Source organism: Mycolicibacterium agri (assembly GCF_002553505.1).
GTDB lineage: Bacteria > Actinomycetota > Actinomycetes > Mycobacteriales > Mycobacteriaceae > Mycobacterium > Mycobacterium agri.
Genome location: NZ_PDCP01000018.1, coordinates 70113 through 85183, shown reverse-complemented (window position 1 = coordinate 85183; position 15071 = coordinate 70113). Strand labels below are relative to the sequence as shown.

The following is a 15071-nucleotide window of genomic DNA, read 5'->3' as shown; positions in this document are numbered from 1 at the left end:
GAGAAAAGCCATGCCGACACTCGCCATCGACAAGGGATTCCTCAAAGACCTGGGCAGGCTCGCCAAGCCCGTCTACCACCGGGTCACCGAGGTGTTCGACGAATTCGAGGCCGCCACCCACACCGGCCTGCATTTGGAGAAGATCGCCAACGCCCGCAATCCGCGGTTCCGCTCCATCCGCATCGACCAGTCCTGGCGCGGCATCGTGCTCGCCCCCGTTACCGGCGACGTCTACACGCTGCTCAAAGTGCTGCCGCACGACGACGCCTACGCGTGGGCGGCGCGCAGCAACGTCTCGGTCAACTCCGCGACCGGCGGCATCGAGATCCGCGACGAAGCCGAACTGGACCGCCAGATCCCCGAGCGCGCCGAAGCCGCCAAAACCGCCAGCACCCCGATCTTCAACCATGTCAGCGACGGCGAACTGGCCACCCTCGGCGTCGACGAGCAGGTCCGCGCGTTCGCCCGCACCGTCACCGACCCCGCACAGCTCGACGCCGCGAAAACCTTTCTACCCGAGACACAATGGGATGTGCTGTGCGGGCTGGCCGCCGGGTTCACCCCCGACGAGGTGTGGCAGGATTTGGGCGCGCAGATCCTCGCCGAACCCGTCGACACCGACGACATCGACGCCGCGATCCTGCGCAGCCGCGAGCGCGTCGTGGTGGTCACCGGACCCGATGAGCTGATGGACGTGTTCGCCTACCCGCTGGCCACCTGGCGGGTGTACCTGCACCCCAGCCAGCGCGCCGTCGTCGACGCCAACAACAACGGACCGGCGCGGGTGACCGGCGGACCGGGCACCGGCAAAACCGTGGTCGCGCTGCACCGGGCGACCGCGCTGGCCCGCCGGGGCGAGGGCAAGGTCTTGGTCACCACGTTCACCTCGACACTGTCGGACACGCTGCAAACCGGGATCGACATGCTCGCCGACGACAAGATCGCCGCGCGCATCGAGGTCTCCCACGTCGACCGCATCGCCCATCGCGTCTTCCGCAAAACCCACGGCGCACCGCACCTGTTGAGCACCGACGACGAGAAAGCGTTGTGGGCCGGGCTGATCGACGAACTGCAACTGAAATTCACCCCGGTGTTTCTGGCCGAGGAATGGCGGCAGGTGGTGCTGGCCCGCCGCATCGGCAGCGCCGACGAATACCTGGCCGCCAAACGCAGCGGCCGTGGCCGAGCGCTCGGCGCGACCCAGCGGGCGCAGGTGTGGCAGGCGATCAGCGAGTTCGAGGACACCCTCACCCGCCAAGGCGTCTGGACCCATGAAACCGTCCGCCGCGAGGCGACCCGGCTGCTGCAGGCGTCGGACGAGAAACCGTTCCGCCACATCATCGTCGACGAAGCCCAGGACCTCAGCCCCGACCAGTGGCGGCTGCTGCGCGCCGCGGTGGCCGAAGAACCCGACGACATCTTCATCGCCGGTGACACCCATCAACGCATCTACGCCAACCGGGTCAGCCTGCGCGAGGTCGGCATCAACATCGCCGGCCGCTCGTCGCGGCTGAGCATCAACTACCGCACCACCGCCGAAATCCTCGGCTGGAGCCTGGGCCTGCTGCGCGGCGAAGCGATCGACGACATGGAAGGCGGACTGGACTCCATCGCCGGCTGCCGCTCCTCGGTGCACGGGCCGCCGCCGGTGTTGCGCGGACACGCCAGCGCAGACGCCGAGGCCGCATTCATCGCCGCAACGGTCACCGACTGGATCGACGGCGGGGTCGCGCCGTCGGAGATCGGCATCGCGGTGCGGTCTAAATGGGTGACATCGAAAATCCAGCGCGCCCTGCACAACGCGGGCATCGACACTGTCGACTTGGCCAAGGCCACCGATGACGACGACGCGGTGCGGATCGGCACCATGCACCGGATGAAGGGATTGGAGTTCCGCTGTGTGGCCGTGGCCGGGGTCAGCGCCGATCAGGTGCCCGCCGCCAGCGCCGTCACACCCGTCGAAGACGACAAAAAGACCCACGACCAGGACCTGGAACGGGAACGCTGCTTGCTCTTCGTCGCCTGCACTCGCGCCCGCGAGCAGCTGCTGGTCACCTGGCCCGGCGAGGCGAGCCCGTTTCTGACCGCTCTCGAAAACTAGGCAGGAGGAATTGCCGTGACCCGGTTGTCCACGTTGCTCGACGAAATCGATTCTGGTGTCGTTCTTTTACCCGAGTTTCAGCAATACGCGCCGACCAAGATGGCCGGTGACCCGAAATGGGTGAACGTGACCGAATTGTTCGGCAAGGGACCGACACAATACCTAAGACTGTTCAGCGCGCGCTCCGCGCACTCAACACCGAGCCATTCTTCGGCAAGGGACAGGAAAACCGGCTCTTCCGGAATCAGAGTGCATCGATTCGTTGGGCGAGGTTGCCGCAGTGCAGCAGTGAGCGCAGTCGGTAGTGGGTGAGGTTTCGGAATCCGAGGGCGTTGCGGCGCAGGGCTTCCAGGCGGCGTTGATGGCCTCGGTGGGGCCGTTGGAGGCGTGGTGGTCGAAGTAGGCCAGCACGTCGGCGCGGCGTCGCCACAGGGTGCGCCCCAGCTGGGCCAGCTCCTCGAGAGCCTCGGGTACGCCGGTGCGCAGTGCGGTGATGATCGCGGTCATCATGGCCTTGCCGCGGCGGCGGTCGGGGTGTGCGTAGGCCGCGATGATGCGTTGGTAGAAGCCCCAGCAGATCTCGACGGGAAGGTGGTTGGCGTCGGCGAACACAGCCTCCAGCTTGGCTTTTCGCCGCGCACTCAGCAGTGGCCATCGGGTCCGCAGGATGCGACGGACACCGTAGAGCGGATCGCCTGTGCGGCCGCGGTGCCCACACGTCTGTTGTTGGATGCGCTGGCGGCACAGGTCGAGCTTGTCACCGGCCAACGCCACGACGTGGAAGGGGTCCAGCACCGGGGTGGCCTCGGGCAGCTGATCGGCCGCGGCGTTCTTGTAGCCGGTAAAGCCATCCATCGCCACCACCTCGACCTGATCGCGAAATGCTGGGCTCTGGTCGGCCAGCCAGGTCTTCAACGCCGCCGCCGAGCGCCCGGGGACCAGGTCCAGCAGCCGGGCGCGGCCGGTGCCGTCCAGCACCGGGGTCAAGTCGATGATGACGGTGATGTAGCCATCTTCACCGCAGCGGCGGGTGTGTGACCAGCGGTGCTCGTCGACACCGATCACCCGGACCCCAGCCAGGCGGGTGGTGTCGGTGGCCACGATCATCTGGGTGGCGTCGGTGGCGATGGTGTTGACGGTGTCCCAGGACAAGCCCAGTTCCCGGGCCACCGCGGCCACCGTCGCCCGGTCGATCATCAGCCGCCGGCAGATGTAGCGGGCACAGCGTCGAGTCGTACTTGCGCCCCGCCGGGCCAGGCGATCGGTGTTGTGGGAGAACACCTCCCGCTGGCAATCGGTCGCCACGCACCGATAGCGCGGCACCCGTACCCGCAGCCGAAGCGGGTGCCCGGCCACCGGTAGATCGGTCACCGCCCGGATCACGGTGTCGCGATACACCCCGTCGGTGCCGCAGCCCGGACACCGGCGCTGACCGTCGTCGAGCAGATTGCAGAACACCACGGTGACATCGCCATCGATCGCGGCGTCGGTGATCGTCACGCCAAGTTCGACGGTCCGCACGATCGTGTCGGCGACAACAGCAGCAGAAGGCGACGTAGAGTCAGGCACAGGGCTCCCCGGGGGCAGGTCTGCAATGGTGTGAGAACCTGCATCATCTGCCGACCGGGGCCCGTTTCAGTTCACCGACACGACATGAAATCACCGCTGACCGCCACCCTCACCTGCACTCCATTTCCGGAAGAGCCGGAAAACTGCCAGCGGCGACATTCTCCGGGTTGCCCAGCCAGCGGCGAAGCTGTTCGCGTCGCCGGACACCGGCCCTCGCCGAAGGCCCTGCTTGATCGACTAATCGACGCGCTGGAGACCGCGGGGGAAGACGAATCCCGGCCCCCCGCGGAGCGCAGTAGGTTGAAGCAGGTAGCCCAAGGACTGAACACGGCTGCGGCGCAGATCGCGATTGCCGCTCTCGGCGGGGCGGGCGGCAAGCTGCTCACCGGTTAGGGGGGAGCTTCCCGCGCACATAAATCGACTCGCTGTTTGGGGACTTGCTGGATCGCGTCCCCAAAAAAGTCGATTCATGGCACAACTGACGTACGAGCCGCCAAACACAATGGTCACGAACCCTTTTGAGTTCGTGACCATTGTGTCAACAGTTCGTAGAACCGCTCTTGGTGGGCGAAGGGGGACTTGAACCCCCACGTCCCGAAGGACACTGGCACCTGAAGCCAGCGCGTCTGCCATTCCGCCACTCGCCCCAACAACCGGGGGAGCCTATCACTGAAGCGGCCCCGACTCACAACCGTACCGATCACGGCCGGACGCTCGCCACCAGCGGCGGGAGGATTCTCAGAGTTCTGTTGGTCCCGCATACCTCTTACGGCCCGATACCATGCAATGTGACAGGTGTGGTTGCGCGACACACAGGTGACCGGACATCTGGTGAGGAAATGACGTACTACGGCGAGTAAGGCAGGCGGACAGATGGGTCTCGTTGACCGCATCGAGCGCAAGCTTGAGTCGACCGTGGGCGACGCCTTCGCGCGGGTATTCGGCGGATCGATTGTGCCGCAAGAGGTTGAGGCGTTACTGCAACGCGAGGCCTACGCCGGTGTGCGCAAGCTGGCCGGGGGCAGGCTATTGGCACCCAACGAATACATCATTACCCTCAGCGTGCCCGACTATCAGAAGGTAAGCGCCGACCCAGACCTGACATCGACCACTTTCGCCAGGCACTTGGAGGGCTACATCCATGAGCAGGGATGGCAAACGTATGGTGATGTGGTCGTTAGATTCGAGCAGTCAGCGAACCTGCACACTGGACAGTTTCGCGCTCGTGGTGCGGTCAATCCCGACTCCACCACCGGCGAATCCGCCCCAGCACTACGAGACCGCGCGTACACCGCAGAACCAGGAGTACAACCGATGACCGACAACCCGAGTTACCGCGGAAACCAGGGACAGGGGCGGCCCGACGAGTACTACGACGACCGTTACGGGCGCCCCGAGGACCGCGAAGGCGGTCAGGATCCACGCGGCCAATACCCGCCGGATCAGCGGGGCTACCCGCCACCGGCCGATCAGGGCTACGGCCAGCGGCCCGGCTACCCCGACCAGGGCGGCTACCCGGAGCAGGGCGGCGGCTACCCCGATCAAGGCGCCGGCTACCCCGACCAGGGCGGCTACCCGCCCCCTCCGCAGCAGTACGAGCAGCGTCCCCCCGCAGGCGGCTACGGCCCGCCTCCGCAGGGCGGCTACCCGGAGCAGGGCGGCTACCGTCCGGCTCCCGGCGGTTACCCGCCGCCGCCAGCAGGCCCCGCGCCCGGCTACGGCGGCGACTACGGCGGTGCCGACTACGGTCGCCCGCCCGCCCCGCCGCGTCAGGATGATTACGGCCGTCCGCCCGGTGGCGGCTACCCGGACCAGGGTGGCTACCCTGACCAGGGCGCCGGCTATCCGGACCAGGGCTACGGCGGCGGGCAGTACGGCCGCCAGGACTACGGCCAACCCGACTACGGCCGCTACGGCGAGCCCCCGGCTGCGGGCGGCTACGCCGATCAGGGCTACGGCGAGCCCGCGGCCGGTGGGTACGACTACGGTCCTCCGGCCAACGCACCGGCGACTTACGGCGCCGGCTACGGGCAGCCCGACTACCCGTCCAGCGGCGCGACCGTCACGCTTCAACTCGACGACGGCAGCGGCCGGACCTACCAGCTGCGCGAGGGCAGCAATGTGATCGGACGCGGCCAGGACGCCCAGTTCCGGCTGCCCGACACCGGCGTCTCCCGTCGTCATCTGGAGATCCGGTGGGACGGTCAGGTCGCGCTGCTGACGGACCTCAACTCCACCAATGGCACCACGGTGAACAACGCGCCGGTGCAGGAATGGCAGTTGGCTGACGGCGACGTGATCCGGCTCGGGCACTCCGAGATCATCGTCCGCGTGCACTGAGGCGGCGCCGGTTACAGCACGGGCACAAGCTGTCGGCTTAGCCCTCCTGCTGCAGGCTGTCCAAGTATCGTGACGTTGCCGATGGTCACCGCGCACGTAAGGAGCAGAACCAGCACCGCGGACGTGAGGAGCGAAAGCGGCACCGCGGACGTGAGGAGCGAAAGCGGCACCGCGCACGTGAGGAGCGAAAGCGGCACCGCGGACGTGAGGAGCAGCACGAGCACCGCGCACGTACGGGATGGACATGCCGCGCACGCCAGGGGCGAAGCGGACACAGCACGGGAAGTATTGTCGGCGCGACTGAACCGGGGCGGGTACGGAGAGGACGTCGGATGCAGGGAATAGTGCTGCAGCTGACGCGTGTCGGTTTCCTGCTGCTGCTGTGGCTGTTCATCTGGTCGGTGCTGCGGATCCTGCGCACAGATATCTACGCTCCGCCTGGCACGGTGATGGTGCGACGCGGGCTGCCGCTGCGCGGCTCGTTGCTGCCGTCGCGGCAGAAGCGTCACGTCGCCCGCACCCTGGTGGTCACCGACGGTGCCCTGGCCGGTACCCGCATCCCCCTGGGCACCCAGCCGATACTGATCGGCCGGGCCGACGACTCCACGTTGGTCCTCACCGATGACTACGCGTCGACCCGGCACGCCCGGCTGTCGCCACGAGGCTCGGAGTGGTATGTGGAAGACCTAGGATCGACCAACGGCACATACCTTGACAGGGCGAAGGTGACTACCGCGGTACGCGTTCCATTGGGCACGCCGGTTCGTATCGGCAAAACGGTGATCGAGCTGCGCCCGTGACGCCGCGTCATCATGGGGGCATCCCCGGCCGAAAGGCTAGGAGGAGAGCGGTATGACGCTCGTGCTTCGCTACGCAGCGCGCAGTGACCGCGGCCTGGTCCGAGCCAACAACGAGGACTCTGTTTATGCAGGCGCGCGGCTACTGGCGCTTGCCGACGGCATGGGCGGTCACGCCGCCGGCGAGGTGGCGTCGCAGTTGGTGATCGCCGCGCTGGCCCACCTCGACGACGACGAGCCCGGCGGCGACCTGCTGTCCAAACTCGAGGAGGCCGTCCGCGAGGGCAACGCGGCGATCGCGGCGCACGTCGAGGCCGACCCCGAACTCGAGGGCATGGGCACCACGCTCACGGCAATCCTGTTCGACGGCAACAGACTTGGCCTGGTGCACATCGGCGACTCCCGCGGCTACCTGCTGCGCGACGGCGAGCTCACCCAGATCACCAAGGACGACACCTTCGTCCAGACCCTCGTCGACGAGGGCCGAATCACCGCCGAAGAGGCGCACAGCCACCCGCAGCGGTCGCTCATCATGCGCGCGCTCACCGGACACGAGGTCGAGCCGACGCTGATCATGCGGGAAGCCCGCGCCGGCGACCGCTATCTGCTGTGCTCCGACGGGCTGTCCGACCCGGTCAGCCAGGACACCATCCTGGAGGCGTTGCAGATCCCGGATGTGGCCGAAAGCGCCGACCGGCTCATCGAATTGGCGCTGCGCGGCGGCGGCCCGGACAACGTCACCGTCGTCGTCGCCGACGTCATCGACGACGACTACGGCCAGACCCAACCCATTCTGGCCGGCGCGGTGTCCGGAGACGACGACCAGGGCGCCCCGCCCGACACCTCCGCCGGTCGCGCCTCCGCGTTCAACCCGCGCCGCAACGAGGCCAAACGCGTTGTGCCGCAACCGGAAGAGCTGCCCAAGCCGCAGCGGTCGAAGCGCAAGATGTTTATCGCCGCCGCCCTGCTTGTGCTGCTGGTGCTGGCCGGTCTAGCCGTCGGCCGCGAGATCGTCCGCAACAACTATTACGTCACCGAGCACGACGGCACGGTGTCGATCATGCGCGGCGTGCAGGGTTCGTTTCTCGGGATCGCGCTGCAGGAGCCGTATCTGCTCGGCTGCCTCAACGACCGAAACGACTTGTCGCTCATAGCCGCCGACCAGGCTCGCGACAACCTGAACTGCCGGATGCTCAACGTCAACGACATGCGCCCGTCGGAGCGCGCACAGGTGGTCGCGGGGCTGCCGTCGGGTTCGTTGGACAACGCCATCGGGCAGATGGAGGAACTCGCCCGCAGCTCGGTGCTGCCGATATGCCCTAAGCCCAAACCGAAACCGACGACGACGGCCGCGCCACCGCCACCACCTCCGCCTGGCCCCGCCCCGGGTGTGCCGAATGCTTCGGGCAACCCCGGGGAGGACAATCCCCCGCCGCGCGGACCGCTGCCCGGCCCGGCCCCGGAGCCGCCCGCTTCGCCGACGCCTGCGCCGACGGCGACCGCGCTGCCGCCGCCCCCGCCCGAGCCGGGTAAGACCTGCCGGACTGTGTCATGACGACGCAGCCCCAGCCAGCCGTCACCGTTCTGCCGCCGTTGCCCACCCGGCGGAACGCCGAACTGCTCCTGCTGGGGTTCGCCACCCTGATCACCACGGTGGCGCTACTCATCGTCGAGGCCAACCAGGAGCAGGCGCTGAGTTGGGATCTGGCGTCCTACACGCTGGCCTACATTGCGCTGTTCGGCGGCGCGCACCTGACCATCCGACGCTTCGCGCCCTACGCCGACCCGCTGCTGCTGCCCGTCGTCGCACTGCTAAATGGGTTGGGGCTGGTGATGATTCACCGGCTCGACCTCGCCGCGAACGACGTCACCACCGGTCCCATGAACGGGCCCAGCGCCAACCAGCAGATGCTGTGGACGCTGGTCGGGGTGATCGCCTTTTCGCTCGTCGTGGTCTTCCTTCGCGACCACCGGATGCTGGCGCGCTACGGCTACTTGTGTGGCGCCGCAGGGCTGGTACTGCTGGCGATTCCCGCCGTGCTGCCCAGATCCATCTCCGAGCAGAACGGCGCGAAGATCTGGATTCGGCTGCCGGGCTTCTCAATTCAGCCCGCCGAGTTCTCCAAGATCCTGCTGCTGGTGTTCTTCGCGGCGGTGCTGGTGGCCAAGCGCAACGTGTTCACCAGCGCGGGCAAGCACGTGCTGGGCATGGACCTGCCGCGGCCACGCGACCTGGCGCCGCTGCTGGCCGCCTGGATCATCTCGGTCGGCGTCATGGTGTTCGAGAAAGACCTCGGCACTTCGCTCTTGCTGTACGCGTCATTTCTGATCCTGGTGTATATCGCCACCGACCGGTTCAGCTGGGTGGTCATCGGGCTGGCGCTCTTCGCGGCGGGAAGCGTTGCGGCGTACTACATCTTCGACCACGTCCGGCTGCGGGTGCAGACCTGGCTGGACCCGTTCGCCGACCCAGACGGCGCCGGCTATCAGATGGTGCAGTCGCTGTTCAGCTTCGCCACCGGCGGCATCTTCGGCACCGGGCTCGGCAACGGTCAGCCCGGCACGGTGCCCGCGGCGTCGACCGACTTCATCATCGCCGCCGTCGGTGAGGAACTCGGCCTGGTCGGCCTGGCCGCGGTGCTGATGCTGTACACGATCGTCGTCATCCGCGGGCTGCGCACCGCGATCGCGGTGCGGGACAGCTTCGGCAAGCTGCTGGCCGCCGGGCTGGCGTCCACCCTGGCGATCCAGTTGTTCATCGTCGTCGGCGGCGTCACCAAGTTGATCCCGCTCACCGGGCTGACCACCCCCTGGATGTCCTACGGCGGGTCGTCGCTGCTGGCCAACTATGTGCTGCTGGCGATCCTGATCCGGATCTCGCATTCCGCCCGCCGACCGCTCACCAAGCCGTCGAACAACACCCCGATCGCGGCGGCCAGCACCGAGGTGATCGAGCGCGTATGAACAACTCCCTGCGCCGCATCTCGGTCATGATCATGGTGTTGGTCGTGCTGCTGTTGGCCAACGCCACGCTCACCCAGGTTTTCACCGCCGACGGTCTGCGCGCCGACCCCCGCAACCAGCGCGTGCTGCTCGACGAGTACTCCCGCCAGCGCGGCCAGATCTCGGCGGGCGGGCAGCTGCTGGCCTATTCGGTGTCCACCGACGGCCGCTTCCGGTTCCTGCGGGTGTACCCCAACCCGCTGACGTACGCGCCGGTCACCGGCTTCTACTCACTGCGGTTCTCCAGCACGGGCCTGGAACGCGCCGAGGACGCCATCCTCAACGGCTCCGACGAGCGGCTGTTCGGCCGCCGGCTGGCCGACTTCTTCACCGGCCGCGACCCGCGCGGCGGCAACGTGGCGACCACGATCAACCCGCAGGTGCAGGAGGCGGCGTGGAAGGCCATGGAGGAGGGCTGCAACGGGCCGTGTTCCGGCGCCGTCGTCGCGCTGGAGCCGTCGACGGGCAAGATCCTGGCGATGGTGTCGTCGCCGTCCTACGACCCGAATCTGCTGGCCAGCCACGACGTCGAGAAGCAGGGCGAGGCGTGGCAGCAGCTGCGCGACAACCCCGGAAACCCGCTGCTGAACCGGGCGATTTCGGAGACCTACCCGCCGGGCTCGACGTTCAAGGTGATCACCACGGCCGCGGCCCTGCAGTCGGGCGCGACGCCGGACACCCCGCTGCCGTCGGTGGCGCGAATCCCACTGCCGGACAGCACCGCGACACTGGAGAACTTCGGCGGCACGCCCTGCGGTCACGGACCCACCGCGTCGCTGCGGGAGGCGTTCGCGCGGTCGTGCAACACGGCGTTCGTCCAGCTGGGCCTCGACACCGGAGCCGACGCGCTGCGCAGCACCGCCGCAGCGTTCGGCCTGGACAGCACCCCGCCGCCGATTCCGCTGCAGGTGGCGGAGTCGACCGTCGGCCCGATCGGTGACGCCGCCGCGCTCGGCATGTCCAGCATCGGGCAGAAGGACGTCGCGCTCACCCCGCTGCAGAACGCTCAGGTAGCTGCCACCATCGCCAACGGCGGGGTGGCGATGCAGCCCTACCTCGTCGAGAGTCTCAAGGGCCCTGACCTGTCCAATATCGCGACGACCGTGCCCCACGAGCAGCGGCGTGCCGTGTCTACGCAGGTCGCCGATACACTAACGGACTTGATGGTCGGCGCCGAGCAGATGACGCAGCAGAAGGGAGCCATCGCCGGCGTGCAGATCGCATCGAAGACAGGCACCGCGGAGCACGGGACTGACCCGCGCAACACCCCGCCGCACGCGTGGTACATCGCGTTTGCCCCGGCCCGCGCCCCCAAGGTCGCAGTCGCGGTGCTGGTGGAGAACGGCGGTAACCGGCTCTCGGCCACCGGCGGCGCGGTCGCAGCGCCCATCGGCCGGGCCACGATCGCCGCGGCATTGCGGGAGGGATCATGAGCCCGCGCGTTGGTGTGACCCTGTCCGGCCGGTACCGGCTGCAGCGGCTGATCGCCACCGGCGGCATGGGCCAGGTGTGGGAGGCCGTCGACTCCCGACTCGGGCGCCGCGTCGCGGTGAAGGTGCTCAAGCAGGAGTTCTCCTCCGACCCCGAGTTCGTGGAACGCTTCCGCGCCGAGGCCCGCACGGTCGCGATGCTCAACCATCCCGGCATCGCCAGCGTCTACGACTACGGCGAGACCGACATGGACGGCGAGGGCCGCACCGCCTACCTGGTGATGGAGCTCATCAACGGCGAGCCGTTGAACTCGGTGCTCAAACGCACCGGCAGGCTGTCGCTGCGGCACGCGCTGGACATGCTCGAGCAGACCGGCCGCGCCTTGCAGGTGGCGCACAGCGCGGGGTTGGTGCACCGTGACGTCAAACCGGGCAACATCCTGATCACGCCCACCGGGCAGGTCAAACTCACCGACTTCGGCATCGCGAAGGCCGTCGACGCCGCCCCCGTCACGCAGACCGGCATGGTGATGGGCACCGCCCAGTACATCGCGCCGGAGCAGGCGCTGGGCCACGACGCCACCGCGGCCAGCGACGTCTACTCGCTGGGAGTCGTTGGCTACGAAGCGGTTTCGGGCAAGCGGCCGTTCACCGGTGACGGTGCTCTGACGGTCGCGATGAAGCACATCAAGGAGACGCCTCCGCCGTTGCCCGCCGATCTGCCGCCCAATGTGCGCGAGCTGATCGAGATCACGCTGGTGAAGAACCCGGGCATGCGGTACCGGTCCGGCGGACCGTTCGCCGACGCGGTTGCGGCCGTGCGCGCCGGTCGCCGTCCGCCGCGCCCCAACGCGGCACCGACCCTCGGGCGAGCGGCGCCGACCGCCGTTGGCGCGGCGACCAGTGCCGCCATGACCGCGCGCAGCCCCGCCACCGCCGCCCGCGCCCGACCCACCACAGGCGGCCACCGACCGCCGCCGCCGCGGCGCACGTTCTCCTCCGGTCAGCGGGCCCTGCTGTGGGCGGCCGGTGTTCTCGGCGCGCTGGCGATCGCCATCGCGATATTGATCGTCTTGAACGCACAGGACAAGAAGGACAGGGAATCCCCGCCGCCGACGGTGACCGACACCGTCACCCAGACAACTCCGTATGGCGCTCCACCGCTGGTCAGAGTGCCCGGCTGGACCGATGAGGGGTCGATCGGTCATCGTGGAGAGCAAATCGGGCTACACCGATTCGGCGCCAGTGCGCCGCCCGCGCCCGAGCGGGTGCCGCCATCGTATTTAGAACAGACATTGGAATGACGACCCCGCAGCACCTGTCCGACCGCTACGAACTCGGCGAAATTCTCGGCTTCGGAGGCATGTCCGAAGTCCATCTCGCGCGCGATGTGCGCCTGCACCGAGACGTGGCGGTCAAGGTGCTGCGCGCCGACCTAGCCCGCGACCCCACCTTCTACCTGCGGTTCCGTCGCGAAGCCCAGAACGCCGCCGCGCTGAACCATCCCGCGATCGTGGCGGTGTACGACACCGGCGAGGCCGAGACGCCCAATGGCCCGCTGCCGTACATCGTGATGGAGTACGTCGACGGCGTGACGCTGCGCGACATCGTGCACAACGACGGCCCGATGGAGGCCAAGCGAGCCATCGAGGTCATCGCCGACGCCTGCCAAGCGCTGAACTTCAGCCACCAGCACGGCATCATCCACCGCGACGTCAAGCCGGCGAACATCATGATCAGCAAAACCGGCGCGGTGAAGGTGATGGACTTCGGCATCGCCCGCGCGCTGGCCGACGCCAACAGCGTGACGCAGACCGCCGCGGTGATCGGCACCGCGCAGTACCTGTCGCCCGAGCAGGCCCGCGGCGAGAAGGTCGACGCTCGCTCCGACGTCTACTCGCTGGGCTGCGTGCTGTACGAGATCCTCACCGGCGAGCCGCCTTTCATCGGTGACTCGCCCGTCGCCGTCGCCTATCAGCACGTCCGCGAGGATCCGATTCCACCGTCGCAGCGCAAGGAAGGCATTTCGCCGGAACTCGACGCGGTGGTGCTCAAGTCGCTGGCGAAGAACCCGGATAACCGCTATCAGACCGCTGCGGAGATGCGCGCCGACCTGATCCGGGTGCACAGCGGCGAGACGCCCGAGGCGCCGAAGGTGCTGACCGACGCCGAGCGCACGTCGCTGCTGGCATCCACACCGTCGAACCCGATCCCGGCGACCGAGCAGATGGCGCTGCACCAGTCGGCGTACGCCGAACGGGAACGCGGCCAGTCCGTCGGCCGCTGGTTGATCGCCGTCGCCATGCTGGCGGTGCTGACGGTGGTCGTCACCGTCGCGATCAACATGATCGGCGGCGACACCCGCGCCGTGCAGGTGCCCGACGTGCGCGGCCAGACGTCCGCCGACGCGGTCGTGACGCTGCAGAACGCCGGCTTCAGGACCCGCACCCAGCAGCGGCCGGATTCGACCGTCGAGCCCGGCCACGTGATCGACACCGAGCCGAGCGCCAACACCGAAGTGGACGCCGGCGACGAGATCACCATCAACGTGTCGACCGGGCCGGAGCAGCGGGAGATTCCCGACGTGTCGTCGCTGACCTACGCCGAGGCCGTCAAGAAGCTGACCGACGCCGGTTTCGGGAAGTTCAAGCAGGCGCCGTCGCCGTCCACGCCGCAGCTCAAGGACCGGGTCGTCGGCACCATCCCGCCGGCCAATCAGACCTCGGCGATCACCAATGAGGTGACGATCGTGATCGGGTCGGGCCCGGAGAGCAAGCAGATACCCGACGTGAAGGGCCAGACCGTCGAGTCGGCCCAGCAGGTGCTCAACGCCAGCGGCTTCACCAGGTCCGTGCCGGTCGAGGTGGACAGCCCGCAGCCCGCGGGCCAGGTGATCGGAACGGTGCCTGCGACGGGCCAGACGGTCCCGCTGGACACCGCGGTGCAGATCCAGGTGTCGCGGGGCAATCAGTTCACCATGCCCGACCTGCGCGGGCAGTTCTGGACCGAGGCCGAACCGCGGCTACGGGCGCTGGGCTGGACAGGCTTCCTGGACAAGGGTCCCGATGTCCGCGACAGCGGTCAGCGCACCAACGCGGTGGTGACTCAAAGCCCGCCGCCGGGCACGACGGTGAATTTCGACGCGACGATCACGCTGAGTTTCGCTGCGTAGCCGCTCGCACCGTATCGGCGACCTCGGCTTCCAGCGCGCGCACCAACGACTCGTCCGGCGCCGCGCCGCAGTAGCCGAGCCAGTTGGCCAACATGCGGTGACCACCCTCGGTGAGGATCGACTCCGGGTGGAACTGCACGCCGTGAATGGCCAGCGACACGTGCCGCACACCCATGACGACGCCGCCCTCGGTGCGCGCCGTGACTTCCAGTTCGGCGGGCATCGTCTCGGGCAGGATCGTCAGCGAGTGGTAGCGCGTCGCGGTGAACGGATCCGGAAGGCCTTTCAGCACACCGACATTCGCGTGAAACACGGTGCTGGTCTTGCCGTGCAGAAGCTCCGGCGCGCGGTCCACGGTGCCGCCGAAGGCCACGCCGATCGCCTGGTGCCCGAGGCACACGCCGAGCAGCGGCGTCCGCGCGGCCGCGCAGGCCTTCACCAGCGCGACGGAGGCGCCGGCGCGTTCCGGTGTGCCGGGGCCGGGGCTGAGCAGCACGCCGTCGAAGCGTTCGGCGGCGTCGGCGATGTCGGCGTCGGTGGCGAGGCGGTCGTCGTCGTTACGCCAGACCTGCGCGTTCACCCCGAGTTGGCCCAGGTACTGGACCAGGTTGAACACGAAGCTGTCGTAGTTGTCGACGACCAGGATTTGCATCAGGCCA

10 protein-coding genes, 1 tRNA gene and 1 pseudogene are annotated in these 15071 nt (G+C 68.2%); 9 read left to right on the top strand and 3 right to left on the bottom strand.

Annotated elements, in window-relative coordinates:
* The first annotated feature begins 10 nt into the window (after positions 1–10).
* Positions 11–2101, top strand: a complete 2091-nt coding sequence (locus CQY20_RS12475) for a UvrD-helicase domain-containing protein (RefSeq protein ID WP_097940397.1) — start codon at positions 11–13, stop codon at positions 2099–2101.
* Between the two features lie 244 nt (positions 2102–2345).
* On the opposite strand, the pseudogene CQY20_RS12470 reads toward CQY20_RS12475, so the two are convergent.
* Positions 2346–3670: pseudogene (locus tag CQY20_RS12470) on the bottom strand (ISL3 family transposase).
* 84 nt (positions 3671–3754) lie between these two features.
* Here CQY20_RS12470 and CQY20_RS34485 point away from each other — a divergent pair.
* Positions 3755–4063 carry a hypothetical protein gene (locus tag CQY20_RS34485; RefSeq protein ID WP_133119066.1) on the top strand — a complete coding sequence of 103 codons (309 nt, stop codon included), beginning with the start codon at positions 3755–3757 and terminating at the stop codon, positions 4061–4063.
* Positions 4064–4231: 168 nt separating this feature from the next.
* On the opposite strand, the gene CQY20_RS12465 is transcribed toward CQY20_RS34485, so the two are convergent.
* A tRNA-Leu gene (locus CQY20_RS12465) sits at positions 4232–4317 on the bottom strand.
* 226 nt (positions 4318–4543) lie between these two features.
* On the opposite strand from CQY20_RS12465, the gene CQY20_RS12460 reads away from it, so the two are divergent.
* The 7 genes from CQY20_RS12460 to pknB all read left to right on the top strand — a co-directional run bounded on the left by CQY20_RS12460 (position 4544) and on the right by pknB (position 14412).
* The gene (locus CQY20_RS12460; protein WP_097940396.1) at positions 4544–6010 is read left to right on the top strand and encodes an FHA domain-containing protein; all 1467 of its coding nucleotides are present in this window, start codon (positions 4544–4546) and stop codon (positions 6008–6010) included.
* A 332-nt stretch (positions 6011–6342) separates the two neighbouring features.
* Positions 6343–6810: an FHA domain-containing protein FhaB/FipA gene (locus CQY20_RS12450; RefSeq protein WP_097940394.1), complete on the top strand. Its 468-nt coding sequence runs from the start codon at positions 6343–6345 to the stop codon at positions 6808–6810.
* Positions 6811–6862: 52 nt separating this feature from the next.
* A complete protein-coding gene (locus tag CQY20_RS12445; protein ID WP_097940393.1) occupies positions 6863–8362 on the top strand; it encodes a PP2C family protein-serine/threonine phosphatase in 1500 nt (499 codons plus the stop codon).
* Positions 8359–9771 (top strand): peptidoglycan glycosyltransferase RodA, encoded by a 1413-nt coding sequence (locus CQY20_RS12440; protein WP_097940392.1) that lies wholly within the window; start codon positions 8359–8361, stop codon positions 9769–9771. Before CQY20_RS12445 ends, CQY20_RS12440 begins: the two co-directional genes overlap by 4 nt.
* Entirely contained in the window at positions 9768–11243 is a 1476-nt protein-coding gene (gene pbpA, locus CQY20_RS12435; RefSeq protein WP_097940391.1) for a D,D-transpeptidase PbpA, read from the top strand. Before CQY20_RS12440 ends, pbpA begins: the two co-directional genes overlap by 4 nt.
* On the top strand, positions 11240–12544 hold the full coding sequence (locus CQY20_RS12430; RefSeq protein ID WP_097940390.1) for a protein kinase domain-containing protein: 1305 nt from the start codon (positions 11240–11242) through the stop codon (positions 12542–12544). The genes pbpA and CQY20_RS12430 overlap by 4 nt, the downstream gene beginning before the upstream one ends.
* Positions 12541–14412: a Stk1 family PASTA domain-containing Ser/Thr kinase gene (gene pknB / locus CQY20_RS12425; protein WP_097940389.1), complete on the top strand. Its 1872-nt coding sequence runs from the start codon at positions 12541–12543 to the stop codon at positions 14410–14412. The genes CQY20_RS12430 and pknB overlap by 4 nt, the downstream gene beginning before the upstream one ends.
* Here the strand turns inward: pknB and CQY20_RS12420 are convergent.
* On the bottom strand, positions 14390–15064 hold the full coding sequence (locus CQY20_RS12420; protein ID WP_097940388.1) for an aminodeoxychorismate/anthranilate synthase component II: 675 nt from the start codon (positions 15062–15064) through the stop codon (positions 14390–14392). The two genes, pknB and CQY20_RS12420, sit on opposite strands and share 23 nt — an antisense overlap.
* Between the last annotated feature and the right edge of the window lie 7 nt (positions 15065–15071).

Bases quoted from the DNA above. Each gene is read 5' to 3' on its own strand.
- CQY20_RS12450 (WP_097940394.1), top strand. From the start codon at position 6,343: ATGCAGGGAATAGTGCTGCAGCTGACGCGTGTCGGTTTCCTGCTGCTG.
- CQY20_RS12445 (WP_097940393.1), top strand. From the start codon at position 6,863: ATGACGCTCGTGCTTCGCTACGCAGCGCGCAGTGACCGCGGCCTGGTC.
- CQY20_RS12440 (WP_097940392.1), top strand. From the start codon at position 8,359: ATGACGACGCAGCCCCAGCCAGCCGTCACCGTTCTGCCGCCGTTGCCC.
- CQY20_RS12430 (WP_097940390.1), top strand. From the start codon at position 11,240: ATGAGCCCGCGCGTTGGTGTGACCCTGTCCGGCCGGTACCGGCTGCAG.
- CQY20_RS34485 (WP_133119066.1), top strand. From the start codon at position 3,755: ATGAAATCACCGCTGACCGCCACCCTCACCTGCACTCCATTTCCGGAA.
- pbpA (WP_097940391.1), top strand. From the start codon at position 9,768: ATGAACAACTCCCTGCGCCGCATCTCGGTCATGATCATGGTGTTGGTC.
- CQY20_RS12420 (WP_097940388.1), bottom strand. From the start codon at position 15,064: ATGCAAATCCTGGTCGTCGACAACTACGACAGCTTCGTGTTCAACCTG.
- CQY20_RS12460 (WP_097940396.1), top strand. From the start codon at position 4,544: ATGGGTCTCGTTGACCGCATCGAGCGCAAGCTTGAGTCGACCGTGGGC.
- pknB (WP_097940389.1), top strand. From the start codon at position 12,541: ATGACGACCCCGCAGCACCTGTCCGACCGCTACGAACTCGGCGAAATT.
- CQY20_RS12475 (WP_097940397.1), top strand. From the start codon at position 11: ATGCCGACACTCGCCATCGACAAGGGATTCCTCAAAGACCTGGGCAGG.